18 protein-coding genes, 1 tRNA gene and 2 pseudogenes are annotated in these 21,973 nt (G+C 39.6%); 13 read left to right on the forward strand and 8 right to left on the reverse strand.

Annotated elements, in window-relative coordinates; genetic code table 11:
• Positions 1–736: 736 nt before the first annotated feature.
• Complete coding sequence (locus MSMAS_RS08885) at positions 737–2,557, forward strand: site-2 protease family protein (protein WP_011034910.1); 1,821 nt, start codon at positions 737–739, stop codon at positions 2,555–2,557.
• Positions 2,558–3,031: 474 nt separating this feature from the next.
• On the forward strand, positions 3,032–3,748 hold the full coding sequence (locus MSMAS_RS08890) for an RAD55 family ATPase (RefSeq protein ID WP_011034909.1): 717 nt from the start codon (positions 3,032–3,034) through the stop codon (positions 3,746–3,748).
• A 55-nt stretch (positions 3,749–3,803) separates the two neighbouring features.
• Here the strand turns inward: MSMAS_RS08890 and MSMAS_RS08895 are convergent, their stop codons facing one another.
• Both MSMAS_RS08895 and MSMAS_RS08900 read right to left on the reverse strand, forming a co-directional pair.
• A complete protein-coding gene (locus MSMAS_RS08895) occupies positions 3,804–4,682 on the reverse strand; it encodes a response regulator (protein ID WP_011034908.1) in 879 nt (292 codons plus the stop codon).
• The gene (locus MSMAS_RS08900; protein WP_011034907.1) at positions 4,651–5,373 is read right to left on the reverse strand and encodes an ATPase domain-containing protein; all 723 of its coding nucleotides are present in this window, start codon (positions 5,371–5,373) and stop codon (positions 4,651–4,653) included. Before MSMAS_RS08900 ends, MSMAS_RS08895 begins: the two co-directional genes overlap by 32 nt.
• 422 nt (positions 5,374–5,795) lie before the next feature.
• On the opposite strand from MSMAS_RS08900, the gene MSMAS_RS08905 reads away from it, so the two are divergent.
• The 4 genes from MSMAS_RS08905 to MSMAS_RS08920 all read left to right on the forward strand — a co-directional run bounded on the left by MSMAS_RS08905 (position 5,796) and on the right by MSMAS_RS08920 (position 8,338).
• Positions 5,796–5,889 (forward strand) — tRNA-Arg (locus MSMAS_RS08905).
• Positions 5,890–6,031: 142 nt separating this feature from the next.
• The gene (locus tag MSMAS_RS08910) at positions 6,032–6,484 is read left to right on the forward strand and encodes a GNAT family N-acetyltransferase (RefSeq protein WP_011034906.1); all 453 of its coding nucleotides are present in this window, start codon (positions 6,032–6,034) and stop codon (positions 6,482–6,484) included.
• A 176-nt stretch (positions 6,485–6,660) separates the two neighbouring features.
• Positions 6,661–7,920, forward strand: coding sequence for a DUF7544 domain-containing protein (locus MSMAS_RS08915; RefSeq protein ID WP_048046455.1), 1,260 nt, complete (start codon positions 6,661–6,663; stop codon positions 7,918–7,920).
• A gap of 220 nt (positions 7,921–8,140) precedes the next feature.
• Positions 8,141–8,338 (forward strand): MM0924 family protein, encoded by a 198-nt coding sequence (locus MSMAS_RS08920; protein WP_011034904.1) that lies wholly within the window; start codon positions 8,141–8,143, stop codon positions 8,336–8,338.
• Between the two features lie 178 nt (positions 8,339–8,516).
• Here the strand turns inward: MSMAS_RS08920 and MSMAS_RS08925 are convergent, their stop codons facing one another.
• Positions 8,517–8,753 (reverse strand): hypothetical protein, encoded by a 237-nt coding sequence (locus tag MSMAS_RS08925; RefSeq protein WP_155395362.1) that lies wholly within the window; start codon positions 8,751–8,753, stop codon positions 8,517–8,519.
• Positions 8,754–9,665: 912 nt separating this feature from the next.
• On the opposite strand from MSMAS_RS08925, the gene MSMAS_RS08930 reads away from it, so the two are divergent.
• Positions 9,666–9,857, forward strand: a complete 192-nt coding sequence (locus MSMAS_RS08930) for a hypothetical protein (RefSeq protein ID WP_011034903.1) — start codon at positions 9,666–9,668, stop codon at positions 9,855–9,857.
• 158 nt (positions 9,858–10,015) lie between these two features.
• Here MSMAS_RS08930 and MSMAS_RS08935 read toward each other — a convergent pair whose 3' ends face one another.
• Both MSMAS_RS08935 and MSMAS_RS08940 read right to left on the reverse strand, forming a co-directional pair.
• Complete coding sequence (locus MSMAS_RS08935; RefSeq protein ID WP_048040361.1) at positions 10,016–11,926, reverse strand: DUF790 family protein; 1,911 nt, start codon at positions 11,924–11,926, stop codon at positions 10,016–10,018.
• Positions 11,913–13,337 (reverse strand): DEAD/DEAH box helicase, encoded by a 1,425-nt coding sequence (locus tag MSMAS_RS08940; protein WP_011034901.1) that lies wholly within the window; start codon positions 13,335–13,337, stop codon positions 11,913–11,915. The genes MSMAS_RS08935 and MSMAS_RS08940 overlap by 14 nt, the downstream gene beginning before the upstream one ends.
• Positions 13,338–14,076: 739 nt before the next feature.
• Between MSMAS_RS08940 and MSMAS_RS18230 the strand changes: the two are divergent.
• The 6 genes and pseudogenes from MSMAS_RS18230 to MSMAS_RS08975 all read left to right on the forward strand — a co-directional run bounded on the left by MSMAS_RS18230 (position 14,077) and on the right by MSMAS_RS08975 (position 19,930).
• A pseudogene (locus tag MSMAS_RS18230) lies at positions 14,077–15,173 on the forward strand (IS630 family transposase).
• 69 nt (positions 15,174–15,242) lie between these two features.
• Entirely contained in the window at positions 15,243–15,755 is a 513-nt protein-coding gene (locus MSMAS_RS08955) for a hypothetical protein (RefSeq protein ID WP_011034898.1), read from the forward strand.
• 12 nt (positions 15,756–15,767) lie between these two features.
• Positions 15,768–16,682, forward strand: coding sequence for a YcdB/YcdC domain-containing protein (locus MSMAS_RS08960; RefSeq protein ID WP_226987625.1), 915 nt, complete (start codon positions 15,768–15,770; stop codon positions 16,680–16,682).
• Positions 16,683–17,001: 319 nt separating this feature from the next.
• A complete protein-coding gene (locus tag MSMAS_RS08965; protein WP_230633218.1) occupies positions 17,002–17,916 on the forward strand; it encodes a YcdB/YcdC domain-containing protein in 915 nt (304 codons plus the stop codon).
• A 344-nt stretch (positions 17,917–18,260) separates the two neighbouring features.
• Entirely contained in the window at positions 18,261–18,911 is a 651-nt protein-coding gene (locus MSMAS_RS08970; protein ID WP_011034895.1) for an HD domain-containing protein, read from the forward strand.
• A gap of 293 nt (positions 18,912–19,204) precedes the next feature.
• Positions 19,205–19,930: a histidine phosphatase family protein gene (locus MSMAS_RS08975; RefSeq protein WP_011034894.1), complete on the forward strand. Its 726-nt coding sequence runs from the start codon at positions 19,205–19,207 to the stop codon at positions 19,928–19,930.
• Between the two features lie 226 nt (positions 19,931–20,156).
• Here the strand turns inward: MSMAS_RS08975 and MSMAS_RS08980 are convergent.
• From MSMAS_RS08980 to MSMAS_RS08990, 3 genes and pseudogenes are all read right to left on the reverse strand, one after another.
• A pseudogene (locus MSMAS_RS08980) lies at positions 20,157–20,618 on the reverse strand (SagB/ThcOx family dehydrogenase); the annotation flags it as partial.
• A 228-nt stretch (positions 20,619–20,846) separates the two neighbouring features.
• A complete protein-coding gene (locus MSMAS_RS08985) occupies positions 20,847–21,269 on the reverse strand; it encodes a hypothetical protein (RefSeq protein ID WP_226987623.1) in 423 nt (140 codons plus the stop codon).
• 213 nt (positions 21,270–21,482) lie between these two features.
• Positions 21,483–21,824 carry a hypothetical protein gene (locus MSMAS_RS08990; protein WP_230633220.1) on the reverse strand — a complete coding sequence of 114 codons (342 nt, stop codon included), beginning with the start codon at positions 21,822–21,824 and terminating at the stop codon, positions 21,483–21,485.
• Positions 21,825–21,973: the final 149 nt, after the last annotated feature.

Genomic DNA, 21,973 nt, shown 5'->3' on the forward strand with positions numbered 1-21,973 from the left:
CAGAAATATGCTGAGCATATGCTGAGTCTTATAAACTGAGCATTATTCATTAATTGCTCATTATTATCTATTGCCTCCGGGACATAAAATATAACCCCCGATGCTGAGATCTTTATTATATGTGACTGTTTACATGCGGCCGTAAACTGGCCTGCCATAAAATAATCTTGATGTAAAAGTTACCTTGACGGAAGAATAAACCTGCAATTCCATGTACCTTTTTATATAATTATGATGTATTATTACCCGCAGAGTTCAGTGCTATATGCAGAGAAACTAAAACCTATTTATAACAGAATAGACTACGGGGTGTAACAGGATTAATTATTTGAATATCTAAATTATTTGAATGTATGCCGGCTCCGGACAATTGCTGCTTAATATGCAGCTGGAGATTGCATACCGCGATAGAAGTTGCATATCGCGCTGGAAGTTCACTTGCGGCGTTAACCTCTTTATTAAAGATGTATTCTATATACTGTTATATTCTTAAAAACTAATCAATCGTCATTAAATCTGCTGCATTTATCTGTCAACATTTATCTATTAACATTTATCTGTTAACTTTCATCTATTAACACTATCTGTTAACATTTATCTATTAACATTTATCTGTTGACGTTTAAGTGGAAGTTATACCAAAGCTGTAAAGACTGATCACCAGATAAGTTTATTAAAATAAAAATTACAAACGAGAGCCTACAATGGTTCAGCTTAATAATTTCGGAGAATTTCCTTGAGCGGCACAAGCATTGCACTGAGTATTTTTTTAATGTACTGGTTCCTTGTCTCCATTCTGGATAGGAGAGGCATTCTGGAAAAGTATAACATAAGCACTTTTGGGCCTCTCCCCATCCTTATGATAAGGACAACGAAAGGTCTTAAGCTGCTGGACATACTTGCCCGCCCGAAACGCTACTGGAGAATTTTTGCAAATATCGGGATCCTGATGATGTTTGCAGGCATGGCTGCTATGTTCCTGGTCATTGTCATTTCAGACCTTGCCCTTTATACCTCGTTCCTCAACGACAGTGTTCCCGAACCTGGAAAATATAATTCCCCAAGGAATATCTTTCTGATTCCGGGTGTAAATGAGTTTATTCCCTTTACCTGGGGTGTAATTGCCCTCATTGTCACGCTTGTGGTGCACGAATTTTCCCATGCAATCCTGTGCAGGGTTGAAAACATCAGGGTCAAATCTATGGGAATTCTGTTCGCCCTCGTCCCCATAGGAGGTTTTGCGGAACCTGACGATGAGCAGCTATTCGGCAAAAAAGAAGAAGTAAAAAATGAGCTTCCTTTGACAGCCACGATTGAAGAAATAGAAGCCTGGGAAGAGAGGGAAAGGGAAGAAAAAAAGTTGAAAGAAATTCAAAAAGGAGAGGCAGCTTCCCCTGCACGTGAAGAAACAGGGAATAAACCTGAAGTAACTGCCACAAGAACCCAGAGAGCCCGTATCCTTGCCGCAGGAGTCATGGCCAATTTCTGCGTTGCTTTTATAGCCCTGCTGCTCTTTTTCGGGCCTGTGCTGGGAGCAATTGCTCCCCTGAGCGATGCCATGATAGTGGGCATAAACGAAAGTTCTCCTGCCCAGACTGCAGGGCTTCAGGAAGACATGGTGATTACGCAGGTAGATGATACAAATATCACTACTGGAATGGATTTTCTTTCCTACCTCGAAACCGTTGAACCAGGAGACACTTTACGAATACATGCCTCAAAAGATGATACCGTTTCAGTCTACGAGTTAAAAGTCCCTTCATCTTCAGAAGAATGCCTCAACGGAGTGCCTGTAGGAGGGATTGTTGAAGGAAGTCCTGCAGAAGAGGCAGGAATCGAAACCGGAATGACAATGATCCGGATTGACGACACGCAAATGCGAAGTATTGCAAGTTTCGTAGACTTCATGGAAGGGACAGAACCAAACCAGACCATAGAAGTGGAACTGCTCCCCTCAACAAATTATACCGGCGACCTCACTGAAAACGGCACTGCTGTCTTTAATGTTCATCTGGCCCCCCACCCTACGGGCGGTGACATCGGCTTCCTTGGAGTATCATATGGAGGTGAAGGAGTTCTGGAATGTCCTGCGCTTGGAATGTCCATCTGGATGCCCCAGGCAAAGTTCTATCTTGAAGCGCTCAAACAGATACCTTCCCTGCTTTCCGAGCCTGTAGGCTGGATCATCCTTTTCGGGCTTCCGATATATGGTTTTGCAGGTGAGGGCTTCCGCGGTTTTTCAGGCACGATTGCACAGTTTTACCACCCTGTCGGATGGGCAGAGCCCCTTGGAGTCGGGATTTTCTGGATAGCAAATTCCCTGCTCTGGATCGGATGGCTGAACTTTTACGTGGGCCTGTTCAACTGCCTGCCTGCGGTTCCGCTTGACGGAGGACATGTATTCAGGGACTACACCTATTCGCTTATGTACAAATTTACGAAGAACGAATCAGTATCGGAAAGGCTCTCAAATTCAATTACGGCAAGTTTCTCGATGCTGATCCTGTTATCATTCCTCTTCATGATATTCGGGCCTTTCGTAGGGCAGTTGATATGAACAGTGATCTGAAAACCGCAAAAATGTAACAGCATCCAGAAAGCATCAAAATATGAAATCAAATTAATTATCCGATAATCGAAAAGCCGGAATTAAGCTTATTTTTCCGGCTCTTTTGGTTATTCCGCTTTATTCTGCCTTATTCCGCTTTCCTGGCGATTCGATATTTACTGGCTTCTGATACTGCTTATTTTTCTTGTCACAGGTTTTTATGCTTAATGATTATTTTCTGGTTTACTTAAGAAAAAAATTCATAGATTCGCAGAAACTCACAGGACTTTAGGACTTTAGGACTTTATATCTTCAACAAAACTACACCGGTCATTTTTCAAAGTTTTAAACTGAACGACAACACTATAAAGTAGTTAAGACAATTATGTTAAAAAAACAATTTTAATTACCTGTTATTTTAGATAAATCCGTTAATTCAGGCTATTTGAATTTAAAATATATCGAGACTGAAGATGTGATAGTATGGAAAACTTGCCTACCGGAGTGGAAGGACTGGATTTACTTATGGACGGGGGATATCCCAGGGGAAAGAGCATTCTTGTTACCGGGCCTCCGGGTTCTGGAAAAACTATCCTCGGGCTTCACTTTCTTCACAGGAGTTGCCAGGACGGAAGAAAATGCATACTTGTTCTTACAAGAGAACTCACTGAAGACGTACTCACTCAGGCACACAGTCTCGGGATTGGCCTTGATCCTTTCATTGAAAGCGGGCAGCTCAATATCAGGAATATATTCGAAGACAAAATAAACAAGATTAAAAGCGTTTCCAAATTCGGAAAGGGGCTCTGTGCCGTGGACACGGACATAATCGAATACTTAAGTTCCATGTCTACGGAAGTTGATGTTGTGGTTATTGACAACATCGGAGTAATGGCCATAAATCATGATATAAGGGAGTTCGCAGATGAGTTCAGTTCAATAAGCATTATCCTCCTGAAAAACGGATGTACAAGTCTCTTTGTCATGGACGAGGACTCTTACAATACTACCCAGAGGCTTACGGGCTATATGGTTTTCGGGCTTATGAGACTCATTACACAGGAAAACTTCATTTCCGGGAAAACAAAACAGTATCTCTATATTGAAAAAATGAGAAACACACCTGTGCCTGTCAAATATTCCCTTTTTGACATCACTTCGCAGGGGATAAGGGTTATTTCAGGCATGAAATCTCCGTAAATCTCGGGGATTATGAATGAAAGGGAGATTTTTACTGAAAGGAAATAAAAACATATTATGCTGCTTTTATCAGGAATTCGCAGCAGTCATTTCTGTTTCCAATGGTTTTCAGGGCTTCAAGCCTGCAGCCTGAATCTACTTTCAGGGTTATATTTGAAAATATTTTTCGGGTCAGTGTGCAGAGGATAGGGTTTTTGCGGGCTTCTTCCCCTTTCCATGGGCATCTGGTTCCTTTTACTATCCAGATCTTATCATTTTCTCCCATAGTAGAATAAAAGCTCCCGCCAAGCTGGTTCATTATTTCTGCACAGACATTCCCTGCGTAAGCCAGATCCATTTCCCTGTTTTCGAAGTGGTACATCTCAAGAAGTGTCTTTTCGACCATGCCTGTCATCTGGTTTATAATGACCTTTTTCTCTTCATTGGATACGGACTGGAGCAGGGTAGGAATTACGGCAGTGAGGATGCTCTGCACTCTGTTTTTTACTTCAAGGCTGTCCCTGTCAGCAACCAGCCTGTCGTGAAGGTATTTGACTCTGAGGAGAGACTTCACTCTGGTTTTCAGCTCAAGCCTGTTTATGGGTTTTGTGAGGAAGTCATCTGCTCCTACCTCAATCCCTTTTATGCGGTCTTCAAGTTCAGAAAGAGCGGTAAGCATAAGTACCGGAATAAACTGGGTCTCGGGGTTTTCCTTGAGGATTTTGCAGACCTCGTAGCCGTTGACTTCAGGCATCATAACATCCAGAAGGACGATATCGGGTTTTTCTTTATCCACTATCCTGAGAGCTTCTTTTCCCCCGTAAGCACAGAAAACTTTGTAAGGTTCAACCGCAAGATAGGCTTCCATCAGCTCGACATTCTCCCTCATGTCATCCACTATGAGGACTTTCGGCCTGTTATTTTCATTCAACAAGGCTTCCTCCTTTTGTTTCATGAATTTTAATCCCTTCGGATGTGATTTCAAATATCGACATATCAGGGGATATAGGAGTGCTGCGCATCTTGGATATGCACAGGTAGCGCTCCATTTTCCCCAGATAGGCGTTCTCTTTTACCAGAAGGCGAATAGTACCGTAGACCGAATATTCAGCTAGCTGGTTGGTCAGGTTGTGAGCTGATTCATCCATGATCAGGAGGGTGGTACAGCTTTTTTTTCTCACAAGGTAGTTCAGCCCGTCAAACTGGTCCCTTAACTTTTTTTTGGGAACTCTCAGAGCAAAGGTTCCCAGGTTATCTATGACAAGGCATTCTGTTCCGTCGCGTATGAATTCTATAAGGTTAGGGAGCTCGATATCAAGGCTTTCAGGTTTAAAACCGTATCTTGTCTGCCCTATGATTTCCGAGCGGCTCTCAAATATGTTTTCTATGACAAGCTGCCCGCTTTCATAGTAAGGCTTAATGTCATGCCCCAGCAATTCTGCCTGGTAAAGAATATCTTCAGGAGTTTCTTCAGTTGCGATCATCAGGCATTTTCTTCCTTCAACACAGCTCCTGTGAAGGAAATGGATTCCATAGATAGTTTTTCCACTCCCGGCTACGCCTGTTATCAGGGTTGCTTTATTCCCGGGATAACCTCCGCTCAATTTTCTATCAAGCTCCTCTATGCCTGTTGAAACTCTATCCATTCTGATAAGCCCTCATTATTTGTTTAAATAATTCTTAACACATTACCATTTTAGTGGGCAAAAATGATTTGATATCTGTTTTGATAAATTTGTCCAGAAAAATCTACTTGCAGGATCTTTAATTGAATGAATATGACTGTATGATATCGGAAATTTTCTGCATATATTAAAAGAACTTTTGTAATATAAAAGTTATGTCTGCATTTTATAATTATCCTTTTTAGTAATTTTTGAATTTATTTCGACTCATTTGGACATAAATCCTTTAATTTCTCTCAACTATACATATTTATTTTATCTGTATGGCTTCATAAACATTTTCATAACAAGGCAATTTTTAATTTGCCCTCCTTTTTTCCCTTTTTCTTATTTTTGAGAGAAACCTTTAATATGGATAGTTGCTATCAATACAGCGGCACCGCGGGCTCGTGGGGTAGCCAGGATATCCTAATGGGCTTCGAAGTAAGATTCTTACGAAGACACCCATTGACTCGTGTTCGAATCGCGGCGGGCCCGTTAACCTGTTTTATTTTACAAGTAATGTTTAATTCTGCTTTATTCTGCTTTTCAGTGAATTTGAGGGTCGGTTATCCGGGAACGTTTTCCTCAATTTGTCTTTACCGGTAATGAAAAAAATGAATCAAAAAAGAGGCGTAAAATGGGAAAAGAGAGCGAATATCCTCTGGAAGTAAAATGGATAGATGTAAAACATAAAGGGAACCTGGAGGATGCTTTCCAAATCCGAAGAAACGTTTTTATAAATGAACAGAATGTGCCGGAAGAAGAGGAATTTGACGAAGCGGACCTGAAGTCTCATCATGCAGTCGTGTATGCGGATGGCAGTCCGGTAGCCACAGGGAGGCTTTTTAAATCTGAAAAATACTGGATTATTGGAAGAATTTCAGTCCTTAAAGAACACCGGGGAAAACAGGCAGGAAAGCTCGTTGTGGAAAAGCTTCTGGAAAAAGCCGCTGAACTGGGAGCAAAAGAGGTGCATATCCATGCACAGACCCATGCAAGCGGGTTTTACGGGAAGTTCGGCTTTGTTGCTTATGGTAATACCTTTCCTGAATCCGGAATCGAGCATATTTCCATGGTGAAAAGACTGTAAGTTCTCAACCAGCTAATCAGATTAAGAGCAAACATGGTCTGAAGTTCATCTCATACGGCAATTTCTTAACCAGCCAATCAGGTTAAGAGCCTGTCCGGTCTGATGCTCATATTATGTCGTACCGTAAAATTCCATTTTACGGATAATTACTTATTCGAAAAATAAAATTAGATATTATGACCTGGTACGCAATAGATGCGATAGATAGAGCTTTTTCACGGACAAAAAAAGCTCTTTTAGAACCTTTTGATTTCTGGAAATGGGTAAAACTTGCAATTATTGTTTTTTTCGTTGGAGGTCTCGGGTCCAGTTATGGAGGTCAGGGAACTAACTATAATATGGGCTCCGAAGATTGGGGGAGCGATGTTCCTGCCATTGTGCCCGGTGATGTGCCTGCGTCCCCGTATGACATATCCTGGACAGGCCTTGGCTATGTTCAGTCCATAGACCCATTAATAATTATAGCTGCTGCAATAATTCTCTTAATTCTTTTCGTTATCGTCTTTTCTTATATTTCAAGTGTCATGGAGTTTGTTTTTGTAGAATCTCTGGTAAAAAATGAAGTAAAGCTCCGGGCTTATTTTAAAAAGTTTATGGGGAAAGGCTTTAATCTCCTTCTCATACGTCTGGCCATAGGTCTCCTTTTTTTCATAATTTTTGTTCTTTCTCTGCTGCCTTTTGTCTCAATATTCGTTACAGAGTCTCCTGATTTTTCAGTACCTGCTCTTGTAGGTGGGATACTGTGGATTTTTGGCGTAATTATCCTTCTTGCCCTGGTAGGGGCAGTCATAAACTCTTTTTTAAGCCTTGCAATCCCTGTTTCCATTTACAGGGAAACCGGGATTCTCACATCTTTCAACATGGTCTACAGGAATTTCAGGAAAAACTGGCAGGAAATTCTGGTCTACTGGCTTATAAGGTTCCTTCTGGGAATCGGGGTTGGTTTCCTGGCATTGATCCTGTTTATCGTGCTGTTTCTGGTACTGATTATTGTTTCCCTTGTTATTGATGGGATAGCCTATTATATCCTCTCCACTTTCGTTTCTGAACCATTGATCTGGATAATTCTGGCTCTTTTTGTCCTGGCAGAAATCCTGTTTACATTTGCATTACTGATGATGCTGAGTGTACCGTTTGCAGTTTTCCTGAAGTACCACCTGCTGACTTTCCTTGAAAAGTGGTTTGACGGGTTAAATATTCCGTTTTTCGATAAGCCCGCAGGAGAACCGGGGACAGGTCAGGGAGAGATCGGAACAGGTTTAAGCAGTTCGGAACAGAATTTACCTGAGCAAAATTCATCGGAACAAAATTCATCAGAACAGAATTCATCGGAATGGTATTCACCGGAAAATGAGATGCCTGAGTCATCCAGACCCGGATCAGACAATTCAAACGGTTCAGACGGTTCAGAAACACCTGCCAGCCGTGATTTTTAACCCTTAAAGATGTTCGGGTTCCGCTCTCCCGGACTTGCTCAGGAATATTTTATAAAAAACTCCGGGTAAACCCTGGAATCTCCTCTTTTATTCTCTTTCCTTAACTGAGTTCAGAATCTCAGTTTTTTAAGATATAATATAGCATCCTGATACTAACTATACTTGGTAAACACCATACGGGTCTCTCTGTATCCGAAGCATAAACCAGGAGTTGATAAGTATGAAACAGGAGTTCATTGAGAAATATTATCTGGGCAAGGAAGTAGAAATTGACATCGGGGGAAACACAACATACCGGGGAATCGCTGCTGAATGTAATGATGGAGTCCTGAGCCTTAAATGGACTATAAAAGAAGAGGGTTACACGCATATTGAAATAGAAAAAATTGCTGTAATGTGGAAAACCCTTGGCAAGTAAGAATGTGTTAAAATAAATTATATCATAAAATAATGGTGCAAAAAGATACCACAAAAAACAGTATTGTAGAAAAATATCGCAGAAAAATAGTGATAGCAGGAATATGAAAATATACCGGGTTTCATTAAAGTTAACAGGTAAACTCAAAACAAAAGCAAAGAAAAGAACTCAGGTTCTTCTAAGCCCGAATATTATTCCTTTTATCAGGTTTTAAGGAGGTTTCTGTTATTCCTCCTTCTATTTTTCTTCCTTCTATTTTTCTTACTTCTATTTTTCTTCCTTCTATTTTTCTTACTTCTATTTTTCTTACTTCTATTTTTCTTACTTCTATTTTTCCTCCTTCTATTATTCCTCCTTTTTGTCCTCTGTTTTTAAATTGCCTGTAGCCTGAATGTAAAAACAATGCTTTTCTCAACCCTGAAAAATAATTGCATCTACACTGAATACAGCCGACTTCTCAAGCTCTTCTGGCAGCTCTGCCCGGGCAGGTTATGTAAGCAGGTGCGGTTAAACTGGTGAAAGATATACAACCTGGTGCTTCGACCTCCCCTGATCAGGCTCATTGCTGGAGAGTCGCATCTCTGCCGCAATAATTTCGAAAATTCAGACTATTTAAAACCATTTATCTTTGTTTTAATAAAAAAATTAATATTAAAAACCTTACTTTTTATTGTTAAGAATTAAGTATCAAAAACTAAAGTATCAAAAACTAAAAGATTCTATTTTTTTTCTGTACTTTATATAAATTTTTTTAAAAAAGTAAAGCTGCCAACTGAGTTATATTTTTCATAACATTATAAGTTTTGAAACTGTTCTCTTATTTAAAGTTATCTCCTATATTCTGAGAAATAACGCCCAATGATGCCCATTTTACACAGAATAAGTATTTATACAACTATACCAGTTATACTATTGATAAAACATAATACCATTAAACAATAGATTATGGTTTATCGGGGGTAGCATTGAGCTTCTGGGGATTGGGAGTAAGCTCCAGATGATAGTACAGCTTTTGCAACAGGTGCTTGAGAATGCTGAACTGGTAGGTGGGGTTGAGTTACAGAACGGACTTGTTTGCATTTCTGGAAGATACGTTTGCGTTTCAGAATGAATTTACAAAGCACAGGTTCTGACTGGATAAACGAAACTAAAAACGAAGATTGAAATGAAGATTAAATACGAAGATTAAAAACGAAAATAAAAACGAAGACTAAAAGTGAAAAGTAAAAATAAAAACTGAAAACGCAAACCGAAAAAGCAAATCAGAAATTATAAAGGGTCTAAACAAAACTGGGATTAATCTAAACATTTTTTGGAGTGGGACAGAATGACGCTTTCTAACCTGACTGAGGCTGAAAAAACGATATTGATGGATGAAACCGTTACTGATTTAAAACAATCGTTAGAAACTGCCATTAAAAGTTTACTTGCAGAATACGAAACAGATCTTGAAACTAACCTCAATATTTCAAAAGTTGAGGTGAACTTCATAGTAAAGCTGGACGGGGTTGAGGTCTAAAGTTTATTACTATGGGATTTAGGTTGCGGTAATGTAACTGATAGTGCGAGTGACACATATATTTTCTTTTGGGGTCTCTTTTGGGGTCTTCTTTTGGGAAGAGCAGAAGTGAATCCGCACCGGCTTTTCTTTCTTTTCTTTTAACCTGAATTTGCAGATTACCTGTCTGGAATTTTTTTAATTTTTGCATTTTCTTCACTGAGCCCTGCCCAGATTACTCTATACTTCAGGTGTTCGAGTACGGGATAAAAGAGGCCGCTGTCAAACCCGAAATCCTCAAAGATTTTTACTGCATCAGCATACGTCTCTGCTGCGCCGGGCTTTTCAAGCTCAAGATTTATTTTCTCAAGCAACTGCCTGTGAATTATGTAATTTTCAAGAAGCACGTAGTCTCTGTAGTCTCTGTAGTTTCCAATATTTTCATGCTCTTTTCCGGAATCTCTGTACCCTTCGAATTTTTCCCGAACTTCGGATTTTTCAGGTTCCTGTATTTTTTCAAATCTCTCTTCAAGAACCTTTTTTAAAGCTTCAAGCATAACTCCATTTCTGGCTGCGATCTTTTCAAGATTAATAATTTCCCCTGAGAGAGGGATTTCTATTTCGTGTATCCTTGACCTATCTTCTGCAAGTTTTTTTTCCTCGTATTTTCTGAGCACCTGAGTGACTTCGTTTGCCGGGATCTTCCTGTCGAAGAAAATGACGTCCTGTGCAGGAAAATCTTTTTCGGAACATTTGAGTTTCCTGTTAATCAGGAGAATAACAGGTTCTTTTACCTCTTTGAGTTTCTCGACTTTCTTTTTAAGGTATTCGGGAGTCCAGAAGCCAACAATTTCTGCATATACTTTTATCCCGTTCTTCTGCAGGGAAAAATCCGGTACAAAAGCGAACCTGCCTGCTTTCAGTATTGCAGGTTCTCTTCTCACGTCCCAGCCCCCGAAACTTAAGCTTGCAAATTGCTGTTCAAAAGCGCTATCAAAGACTTCACTTGCAGCGTCTGTTTCTACTTCCTGGGCTACGGATTGCCTTTCTACAGGCTGGCCCTCGTACCCTGTTTCCATTCCGGTTTCAATTCCATATCCTTTCTTTTCTTCAGCAAACTGATAGTCGCGAGAAACACTTTCAGGATAGCCGGACACTTTCCGCATGAACCTGAAAGCTTCTTCAGAACTGTCAAGAGAAAATTCAAGGATCCTCTTTCCCTGATAACCTTTATGCAGAATGCCTGCCTTCAATCTCCAGCCTTTTGTTTTGAGGAGAGCGGGAAAGAGTTTTGCAAAAGAATTCCCATACCTTTCCGACATTCTGAAAAGTGACGCAGGCCCATCAAGATGAAGATGAACACTTTTTAGTTTTTCAATTTCTTCGTTTTCGTCATTTCTTTTGTTTTCTTTTCTCTCACTTTCTTTTACTGGGCTTTCTTTTCTCTCATTTTCTTTTATCAGCTTTTTTTCTCCCTCAGTTTCTTTTATTCCACCTTCTTCCTGCGCATCCTCAAGGGAATACATAAGCCCGAACCTGAGGATTTTCCAGAGGACTCTCTGAAAATCTCCCTTTATCCAGATATCAAGGTCAATGGCACGGAAAAGCAGAGTCTGGGTAAGGGAAATGTTGTACTGCCTGAGGAGTTCTGCAGGGGCAGGAGGGTCGAATTCTTTAAGAACCTGGTTTTCCTCAAGGTCTGCCCACAGAGATTTTTCAAGGTCTGAAACTGAAACTAAAAGGTTTTTTGCAGCTATTTGCAGCGCCTTTTGCCTTTCTTCAGGAAAAAGAGCCATGCCCCCACAGGCTTCAAAGACAGCTTCCCTGGCTCTGGAAGGGTCAACAGCCGAAGATGTCTCAACCACAGCCCGCCTCCCGAGGAGCTGCGAAAGTCCCCTGATAAAGCGGTAGTTCATCTCTTCATAGCCTTCGAGTTCCGTAAGGAGGTCACCATATGTTTTTCCGACATGCTGCCTGAAAGTCTCTATAAGTAGCCCTGCAAGTTCAAGGTTTTCAGAGTCAAAAACCGAATATGCAGGCCTGATCTTTCCTCTGGAGATGCGGGTTACTAGGAGGTCAGATGTCAGCACGAGAAACACCTTCCTGACTTTTGGCTTCTGCCTTATCGGGTTTTTTTCTGGTTGAAACAGCTTCTTTTCTTCTCTTTGCAGTCCCTGTTTCCGTGGTTTCTTCAGCAATAATCTCGTAGAGCACGGCTTCCTTCCCTTCTTTTTGCCTCAGTATCCTTCCAAGCCTCTGGACGTATGCCCTTTTGCTGCCTGTCCCGCTTGCTATAATCCCTATATTTGCTTCCGGGACATCGATCCCTTCGTCAAGTACCTTTGAGGTAACGACAGCCCTGTACCTTCCTTCCCTGAACTTTTCGAGAATGGAACTCCTCTCTTTTGAAGGAGTCCTGTAAGTAATGGCCGGGATAAAAAAAGAATTGGAAATCCGGTGCACAAGCCGGTTGTGTTCTGTGAATATGAAAATTCTGTCATCTCTGTGCTGTTCCAGGATTTCCCTCAGTTTCTCAATTTTCGAATCACTGTTAAAGGCAAGGTCTCTTGCTGCATTTCTCGCCAGGAGGGCTTTTCTGGCTTCAGGATCTCTTCCGCTTTTCATAACCAGTTTTTGAAAGTCCTGCGGACTTCTCATTATCATTCCGGTTTTTCTGAGGTAATCAAGAAATACGGAGTATTTCTTTTCGTATTCTTTCTGCTCTTCATCGGTGAGAGCAACAGAAACCCGTTTTATCGTATAGGGGGCGAGATGCCCACCTGCAAGTTCAGATACCTTTTTTTCGTAAACTTTGCCTCCGACAAGCCGGTTGAGTTCTGTATGCAGCCCATCTTCCCTTTCATATGTGGCTGTGAGCCCGAGTCTGCATGGAGATGCGGAAAACTCTGCAATGCTCCTGTAACCGGTTGCGGGCAGGTGGTGAACTTCATCAAAAATAATAAGACCGAACCTGTTCCCAAGGGTTTCGGCGTGAATGTAAGCAGAATCATACGTGGAAACCGTCACCGGAAAGATTTTCTTATCTCCTCCCCCAAGCTTTCCGATCTCCATGGAAAAGGCTTCTTCAAGCTCTTTCTTCCACTGTTCAAGCAGGTCAAGGGTCGGGACGACCACAAGGGCAGGAGTATTGCAGCCCGCGATTGCCCGGATACCTGTAAGTGTTTTTCCGCTTCCTGTTGGCAGGACAAGCACTCCCCGTTTCTCATTTTCTCCCCAGGAGATAAGTGCTTCTGCCTGATAGTCCCTTAACTTCAGCTTCTTTCCTGAGGCTTCGTAAGCTGCTGCGAGGTCGGGACAGGGAATAAGGTCAAGGACTGAGTCTTCAAAATCGATCCCTGAATCTTTCAGATAATTAATAATATCTTTGTAGTACATTGCAGGAGCCCTGAAGCTTTCGCTCCTTTCATCCCAAACTGAGTTCGGGACCCTGACATTTCCTTTTATAAGAATGGTTCCCTGCTTGAAGCTGATTTTAATCATTGTTTACTAAGAGACCGGACATGGTATATAAGAATTAGTTACCCGAATTGCATTTCGGGTGGACATATTGTTGTGGTGCAGAAATCAATGATACAGCCAAACTTGATTTTTTAAAAACTCATTTATCTTCGTGAATTAAATGATAACAGCAAAAAAATTGTATTTGTGATTTATGGTCAATTCATTCAACTAAGATTATTACAATAATTCCAAAGTTAAAAACAATTTGAATTATACATAAGTGCCTGCTGTAAAAGCAGCTCCATCAATCCACATTGCCAATAAAAATACCGATATATAATATTAATTTTTAATCAAATAGTATTATAATTTATTCTTTAGTTTGAAAATTTAGCCGTAAAACTTTAATAAAATTAAGTATTAATTGTCCAATACTAGATTAAAAAATATATAGAGTGTTCAAACTAAATTTGCAATGTCGGTTTGAACCCCTGTATGCCCTGAGATAGGTTATAGTTTAACTTTGATAGTGTTTAAATTTGCGTAATCTTGGCCTCTGGGGCAATAATAAGAGGTAAAGAAAATGAACACCAAAAAAGTGAAATTAAAGTATATGTACACAATTTGTGTTTTGCTGTTTTTATTTACTGTGCCAGTGTCTGCAGCTCCTGATGCTCTACTAGATAGAAGCCGCACTCAGTTTGGAGACCTTACTACTAGTGTCTCAACCATTTAATTATTAGTCATCATTATAAACGTTGAATCCTTTTATACCTTCATGCTACAGATTCAACTTGCAGATAATGAGGTAAATTTCCTTCAGGATTTTGTGAGAAAAGGACGTAAAAGCGCAAGAGAACTAACTCGAGCCCGTATTCTCCTTCTATCAAACCAGCAAACAGAAATCACTGAAATCGTGAAAATATTAGGTATTTCCAGGAGTACCACTTTGAATATACGGAAAAGATACCTTGATGAAGGTCTCCCCAATGCTCTTTTTGACAAATCAAGATCTGGTCAACCTATAAAATACACTGAAAAACATGTTGCAGAAGTAATCGCTTTAGCCTGCAGCAGTTCCCCTGATGGAAGCAAAAGATGGTCTCTTTCCCTGCTTACTGAAGAACTTAGGAAAAAAGAAGGATTTGAAACTATAGGTAAAGAGAGTGTCAGGCTTATTTTGAAAAAAGCAAAACTAAACCTTGGTTAAGACGGATGTGGTGTATTCAGACTATCGATACTGAATATAGAGACAGGATGTATGACATTCTTAGTCTGTATGAAGAGGATTATGATCCTAAAAAACCTCTTATCTGTCTTGACGAGAAGCCTAAGCAACTGCTCAGGGATAAAAGAATGAGCATTCCTATGAAGCTTGGAAGTTCAGAAAAATATGATTATGAGTATGTCAGAAACGGAACAGCAAACATATTCATGGCGGTAGAGTTCAAAGCAGGAAAAAGGGTAACTCAGGTAACCAAAAGAAGAACAATGAAGGATTTTGCACAATTCATGAAGATTCTTGTCACAGAAGAATATTCTGAAGCAGAAGTCATCAGACTGGTTACGGATAATCTCAATATCCATAAAGAGAAGTCATTCTACGAAGCATTCTCAGAAGAGGAAGCAAAGAAGATTCTGGACAAGATAGAGTTCCATTACACGCCAAAACATGCAAGCTGGCTCAATGCTGCTGAAATCGAGATCAATGTCATGGATATCGAATGTACAGGAAGAAGGATCGGGGACATCGAGACGCTTAAAAATGAAGTGGATTCATGGACAAAGAGAAGGAATGAACACAAAAGGAAAATTGAATGGAAGTTTACAAGGAAGAATGCAGATGAGAAAATGTCAAAGTATTATGTGAAATAATTAAATGGTCATGACACTAGTGAGATAAATTATATTAACGCAAGATTTGTTGAAGTCAAAGGCGATATTATGTTTATTCCTGATATCACCTCGAATTTAGATTTCCAAACTGGAGCTGCGAGTGATTCCTATTTTATAAACAATGGTATTGACTCGCTTGATGATACAACAGACGTAAATATTGTTTTAATCCATACTCATGGAGGAGTAAGTGGATCTTCATGTCGTTTGCAATTTAAGGACGGAAGCTTGTTAACGGCTTCCGATGTATCTAATTGGCTGGACCAAAGAGATGGAGGATTCTTTTTTGCAGGTGCATGCAGCTCTGCAAAATATACAGATTTAGGATATGCTTTCATTTACAAAGGATTTGACAGTTACTTTGGGTACAGAGGTACTGTTAATACAATGCGTAACGCTCGATTTTATGCAGCATTTTTTGAGCATGCTAGTTTAGCCGATGTAGAAGTTTGTGATGCAGCCGACTATGCGGAGGATCAAGTGTTCCTTGATTTCGGGTATGCAGATGACGTTGGAGATAATACATTTTTTGGCGATTCTAATGTATGTTTAAATAGTTAAGGAGACGGAATCATGAAACTTAGGCAAATTTGTATATTAGCTTTGATACTAGCAAGCTCAATATTTGTGGCTTTTGCTTCTGAAGAGGGAGGGCTAATATTTACAAAAGAAGATGTAAAACAAACAAAACACCTTGATCCATCAACCGCAGACGTAAATATTAGTTTTGAAGATGCAAAAAACAAGCTGATACTAGAAAATCCGGAAGTAATTACTGAATCTGTTCATGGAGAATTAATTGACAACGAAAATTTCGGGATAATCTGGAGAGTGAGTTCGAAAACAGCTAATGGAAGAAGCATCTCAGCAGGGATAGATGCTTCTAATGGAGATCTGCTTTTTGTATATGATGGGTCAAAAAAAGTAAGGGGGAACAATAATATAAATAAAGATGATGCTTTGACAATAGCAGAAAAATATATTCAATCCAGAGTTTCGGCTAATATAATCAGCGAAACCAAGCTTAACGACATTAAATACAAAGAACCTGCTGCAGATGACCTTCCAGGAATTTATCATGTTAGTTACATTAGGAGTATCAGAGGAATACCTTATCTTTCAGATGGAATAATTCTTAGAGTTAATGCAGAAACGGGAGAAGTTACAAGTTACTGCAAAAAATTGTCTACGTCTGAGGAAGAGATAGCACTTATTAATACGGAACCAAGTATTACGGATGAGGAAGCGATTAAAGTTCTCAAAGAATACATGAGTAGTATACCACAAATCGGAGAAGAAAAAGCAAATACTGTAAAAGTTATGTCATCTGATCTTGTCTGGAAAGAGAACAATGACGATAAAATACATCTGGCATGGTGGATTAAGTTCGTGGATTCAAGTTTTGCAGAAGACGATAACTGTCCAGCTTTTGCCTGGGTTGATGCACATTCAGGAGAAATGCTGCTATTTGATTATGGAAGAGATTGAGTTAGAAAAAGTTCTAATCTTTCATTCTCCTCTTTTTAATTAACGATTATTCAAATCTATACCGTGCTTATTAGTTGAATGATTTGGTCATCAAATATTTGTAATGTAGATTTGCTATAGAAACTTGTACGTTTATAAGATTTTTAACTTCTATTAAAATAAATTTCCATAGGGATTGAAAAAAATAGTCTACTTCTGTGATGTCAAAAATATGGTAAATTATTCCTTACAATTCCATAGGCACATATCGACAAAATATCTGATGATAATAAATTTTACAACTTTAGCTATATTTTATAATTTTAAAAGGAGAAAGATCATGAAATTTAAGCAAATTTGTATATTAGCTTTGATACTAGCAAGCTCAATATTTGTGGCTTTTGCTTCTGAAGAGGGAGGGCTAATATTTACAAAAGAAGATGTAAAACAAACAAAACACCTTGATCCATCAACCGCAGACGTAAATATTAGTTTTGAAGATGCAAAAAACAAGCTGATACTAGAAAATCCGGAAGTAATTACTGAATCTGTTCATGGAGAATTAATTGACAACGAAAATTTCGGGATAATCTGGAGAGTGAGTTCGAAAACAGCTAATGGAAGAAGCATCTCAGCAGGGATAGATGCTTCTAATGGAGATCTGCTTTTTGTATATGATGGGTCAAAAAAAGTAAGGGGAAACAATAATATAAATAAAGATGATGCTTTGACAATAGCAGAAAAATATATTCAATCCAGAGTTTCGGCTGATATGATTAATGAGATTGAGCTTGAAGATGTAAATTATAAGGAATCTGATGCAGACGGCCTCCCAGGGACTTATTTTATAAGTTACGCACGGATTATCAGAGGAATACCTTCTCTTTCAGATGGAGTAATTCTTAGAGTTAATGCAGAAACGGGAGAAATTTCAAGCTATAATAAAAGATGGTCTATGTCTGGAGAAGAGATAGCGCTCATTGATAAGGAACCAAGTATTACGGATGAGGAAGCGATTAAAATCCTCAAAGAATACATGACTAGTGTACCACAAATCGGAGAAGAAAAAGCAAATACTGTAAAAGTTATGTCATCCAATCTTGTCTGGAAAGAGAACGAGGACGATAAAATACATCTGGCATGGTGGATTAAGTTCGTGGATTCAAGTTTTGCAGAAGATGAAGACCATCCTGCATCGGTATGGATTGATGCACATTCGGGAGAGATTCTGCTTATTGCTTACGGAAGAGACTGATTTTAAAAGGATTCTAGCTCCTCGCAGTAAAGTGGGCATCGATCTGGAGAATCAGAGAATCTTTAAGAATAATTCCCTGCTTGAAGCTAATTTTGACCATCACCTATTAAGAGCCCAGACAATATATAATATTTCAGTTATCGGCAGCCACTCTGACCGAATTCTCCGTATTAATCTCTTTCCAAATAAATTTTTATATTTCTTGATCACAGAAATAGTAGAATAAATTGCTTTATTGCATAATGTAGACCAGGTAAAAAGTTTAATTTTTCTTGCTGACCATTAAAGGAAGAAATTGAAAAAAGTAAGAAGGAAAGTAAATAAAAGGGAGGAAGGGGGATTCAATGAACACTAACAAAATATCTGCCGGGGAAAATATAGCAGGGAATAAAGAAAAGCCCTCCCCGGAACCTCTTGATCTGGAGGCTCTTTATCACAGGTACGGGATTGAACGCAGTCATGCCGACAATGTTGCACGAAATGTCCTCGAGCTTTTTAATATTCTTGCTCCCGTGCACGGGCTTCGCCCTGAGTTCCGAAAGCTTGTGGAGATAGCAGCTCTTGTCCATGACGCAGGAGTGGCTACGGACCTGGAAAACCATCATAAGGCAGGAAGAGATATCCTGCTCCTACACCCGCCTGCTAATCTGCCTGAGAAACTATGGCAGGTTGTTGCCTGGACTGCTTATCTGCACAAAAAAAGGATTGGGGAAAAGAAACTCAAAAAACTTAACGAAAAAGATTTCGGAAACATGCCTGAAGATCTCCAGGCCCTTACCCTGAAAGTAGCCGCCCTTGTAAGGCTTGCCGATGCCCTGGACTATAGCAGGATGGGAAGCAAGATCGGGCAGGTTAGTTATGGAAAACAGAGCATAAGGTTTGAGATCAAGGGCAACGGGTCGGCAATTGATGCTGAAAGAATGCGTAAAAAAGGCGACCTCTGGCACCTCCTGTACAGTACGAAACTTGAATTCGTATCTGAGATAAAAAAATGATAAAAGAATATATGAATCCGGAAGATATGAGCCAGTGCTGCTTCCGTATTACTCGTTATGTTTCAGTAATCTGCCATGTACCGGCAATTCTACAATATCTCGATAGTCCCATAACATTTCAATAATTCTACAATATTCCAGTAATTTTACCATATTCCAGTAATTTTACCATATTCCAGTAATTTTACCATATTCCAGTAATTTTACCATATTCCAGTAATTTTACCATATTCCAGTAATTTTACCATATACAAATAAATTATCCAGAGATACTATTCTGAAGGATTCCAAGGGTGATAATCACGGGTCATCTTATACTTGTCAGGCATGGAGAACCTGGCCTGAAGCCAGGGGAAAGGCTTTCGGGCTGGATTGACATCCCGTTAAGCAGGAAAGGCATAGAAGAAGCACTTGAATGTGCGAAAGCGCTTGAAAACATAGAAATAGACATTGCTTTTGCATCAGACCTTGTCCGAACACAGGAAACCCTTTTCATCATACTTTCGGGCCAGAAAAAAACAGGGGTTGTTGTACACGAGAAAACAGAAGATAAAGTGCCCCCGGAAAAGCTTGACTGGTATTCCTACCCCGAAAAGCTCGGAGAAGACCTTATCCCGGTTTATACGACTCCTGCTCTGAACGAGCGTTACTACGGCAAACTTCAGGGCAGAAAAAAGCAGAAAATGGAAGAAAAATACGGTGCAGAACAGGTAGCAAACTGGCGCTGGAACTTTGAACCGGGCCCTCCGGAAGGGGAAAGCTTGAAAGCTGTCTATGAGCGCACAGTTCCCTATTTCCGAAAAAAAGTCATGCCTGCCCTTGAAGGAGGAAAAAATGTGCTGATCTGCGCCCACCAGAGCAGCCTGAGGGCTCTTGTCAAATACATAGAGGATATTTCCGACAAAGATATCAGGGAAGTAAGGTTGTCCACTGGAGAGCTTGCAATTTACCATTTTTCCGAAGGAAAACTTGTCAGGGAAAATGAAGAGCTCGGACCTGAGCTGAAAAGGAATATTTAATCCCCTTTTTCTTTTTTAATCCCTTTTTTTTCAGTTCTTTTTTTTTCAGCCTCTGATCCCGGAAACCGCCCGTCAGATCATACAGTAGAGGGTACCAGGAGACATCCGCCAGCTTGCCCGGCAGCCCTGCTCAAAAAACACAGGAAGAAAAAGTAAAAATTTGAAAATTGCAACATAAACTACAGAGAAAATCCATGATTTTCTTTCCCGAGCTAGATACAAGAAATCAGATGTATCCAAGAGGCAGGATATAAAGAGGTTCTTCATTTGCGGGCAGTTTGAGGACTTTTTTAACGTCATCGTCTTCAAAAGCCCCTATGGCACAGGTTCCTATTCCAAGTTCCACACCCAGGAGGTAGATGTTCTGGGCTGCATGTCCGGCTTCCATGTTAGCATAACGGATACCTCTTTTTCCGTATTTTCCTGTCATCCGCGGGTAGACTGCGGAGATTGCAAGAGAAACCGGAGCTTTGCTGACCATTGGCTGGGAAAGAGCTGCTCCTGCAAGCTTTTCTCTCATATCTCCTGGAATTTCCTGAGTGAGGGCATGCTCTTCTGCAACGTACCTGTAAATCCCGGGTTCAAGCCCGTTTCCCTCTCCCACTACAGCATGGATTTCAAGAGGATAAAGAGCTCCTGCGGAAGGGCATGTCCTTAAACCTTCTTTTTGATTTTGAGAAGGCCGGGTGACTGAGACAACCGGTGAGAGCCTTGGCTATTAAAAGTAAAATACAAAAAAGGATGCCATAAAATCAGGAAATCAAATCCAAAAAAGATTTAGGGATGATAAAACAAAATCTTTTATGCCAGCACGGATATGAGATTGTGTCTAAATCTCTATCCATTTTACTTTGTGAGTCTTTTACAGTTCTGGATTCACAACTCAGTAAGGTAATGATGACGAGGAGTTATGAATTCATAGCCTGATAAACTGGGAACAAGAATCTAACAAAAAATAGAGAGTATTTTTCTTCGTGTAACTTCCCGGTTCTTCCGGGTCAGCGAAATAGAGCCTTTTTCTATCTGGACAATACATGCCAAGCTCAAGCTGGATTCTCTCAATAATCCCCATGCAGCAGCTTTCTGTAACTCCGTAGTTTTCTTCCAAAACTTCTATCAGGTTTTCTACTTCAATTCCGTCATAGATAACTTTTTGCAGGCTCTTCAGGATACTTCTTACGAGTTCTTCTTCGGTTAAAGAATCCTGTATCTCGATATTTTCAATCACATACCTGCAAGCCTCCCTTTCTCCCTCGAAATGCAGATATTCCAGAGCAGATAACCTGATGTCATGGTACATATCACTATCACAAATCGGACAATGTATTTTTATAAACATTATTAACCCCTCTATATGATAATAAAATCACATCTAGCAATATAAGAACTAATCAAGCATGATGAAAGTAATCAAAAACTTGAGTGTGGAATAAATTTCTTGAGAACTAAAATGACATCATCCTCAAACTTGTGGTACACAGGTAGAGAAAGAACTATGCTTCTATAAAGGACTAACAGGTGCGACCCCCAATTTAATTATGTGAATAAGATTTTATTCAAAAAAAACTTTTCTAAGTTTTTGCTCTTTAGTTCCTTCCCCTTTTTCCGATTCCACAATATTTTTACTCAAATTTTCCAATTCCTTATATATAAGTACACCAAGCGTATCTTCAAGACTAAGATTTAATTTTTCAGATATCCTGGAAAGAATTTGAACATTTTTTTTAGATAAGAAAACCGGCTCCACTTCTTCTTTACCCCAATGTAAAAGCACAACCTTTTCGATATCCATTTTTTTTATTTGCATAACGCAAAACTCAATACCATGACTTCTACTGCTGAATATTTTTTCATCACACAATCTATCAAGCCATGATGCTAAATCGTTATCCATTGAGATAGTGAACCGTTCTTTCATCACTAAATCATATAACTGATTATAATATAAACAATTGTATGAAAATCGAACCAATACTAAATTACTTATAAGAATAAGTATTAGAATAGTATGATAATTACACCAACAAAGTGTCAAAAAAAATA

Origin of the sequence: Methanosarcina mazei S-6, assembly GCF_000970205.1 — an archaeon.
GTDB classification, from domain to species: Archaea; Halobacteriota; Methanosarcinia; order Methanosarcinales; family Methanosarcinaceae; genus Methanosarcina; species Methanosarcina mazei.